The sequence below is a fragment of the Arthrobacter sp. Cr_A7 genome, from assembly GCF_029222765.1.
GTDB lineage: Bacteria > Actinomycetota > Actinomycetes > Actinomycetales > Micrococcaceae > Arthrobacter.
This window is the reverse complement of record NZ_JARHXQ010000184.1, coordinates 1-1,022: the sequence shown is the minus strand read 5'-3', so window position 1 is coordinate 1,022 and position 1,022 is coordinate 1. Positions and strand designations below refer to the sequence as shown.

Genomic DNA, 1,022 nt, shown 5'->3' with positions numbered 1-1,022 from the left:
AACTCGGGCCGTGCTTCAGTTTTGGCGACATGGTCCCGGAGCGGGTTCCATCCCCACCGGTTGGTCTCTTCGACCTTGGCACCGACCATTTCGGCGGCGACTTTCCCGTCGTAGCCGCTGGCGGTTTCGGAGTGATGGGTGATGGCGTGGACGGTGAAGTACTGCCAGCCCTTGGGTGCCTGCTTCCTGGCCAGCAGGGTTTTGACGAACTCGCGGCGGACCTTTGTCGCTGATTCCATCGCCTTGTTGTTGGCGATCAGGGTCTTCCGCTCGGCCTTCTGTTCCTCGGTCATCGGGCCCTTCTGGGCCTGCGTCCCGCCGCTGTAGCGTTCGTACTTCGGGGTGAAGCCCAGTTCCTTCCAGTCGCAGACGACAGGTTCGGCCCTGTGCTCACCCCGGTAGTTGGTGCTGATCACGTAGGCGTTGGCGTCCTCGTCGGTAGCCGCTTCACCGTCTGCCCGCTTGGCCGCTGGGACGTACAGGTTCTCCTCGTCAGCGTAGTGCCCGGCGTCCTCGACGATGGCCTTGCCCTGGGCAACGAGTTCCTCGATCAGCGCGGCAAGCTGGGCCTTGGATTCGCGGTCGTCCCGAAGCTTTTGGGCGATGTGGTCAAAATACTGCGGTTCGTCCCGGATGACTGATTCGAGTTCGTCGATGGCGTCCTGGTCTCCTTCGAATTCAGTCATTACCAGCGCCATGTCGAGGGTGTAGCCGCTCTCGAGTGCCTTGGCTCCGGTGGTGGAGGCCTTGGCTTTAAGCGCGTTTTCGACCTTGTCCTTCGTCCGGCCGGTCTTCTTGGCGATCGCGGCCGCCGAGACGCCGATCAGGGACAGCTGGTGGTAGGCGTCTGCTTCGTCCGCTTCGGTCAGTTCGGCGCGCTGGATGTTCTCCACGACCTGCGTCACGATGCGCTCGGCTTCCTCGGGTGATTCGATGATCAGGACCGGGATGAGTGGCCTTTCGGCTTCGACGGCCGCGCGGGTGCGTCGCTGGCCCATTAGGACGTGCACGGTGCCGTCGTC

General features: G+C 63.1%; 1 protein-coding gene. It reads right to left on the bottom strand.

What is annotated here, in order from left to right:
• A partial coding sequence (locus P2Q66_RS11055; protein ID WP_275728019.1) for a chromosome partitioning protein ParB occupies positions 1 to 1,022 on the bottom strand: 1,022 nt, incomplete at both ends.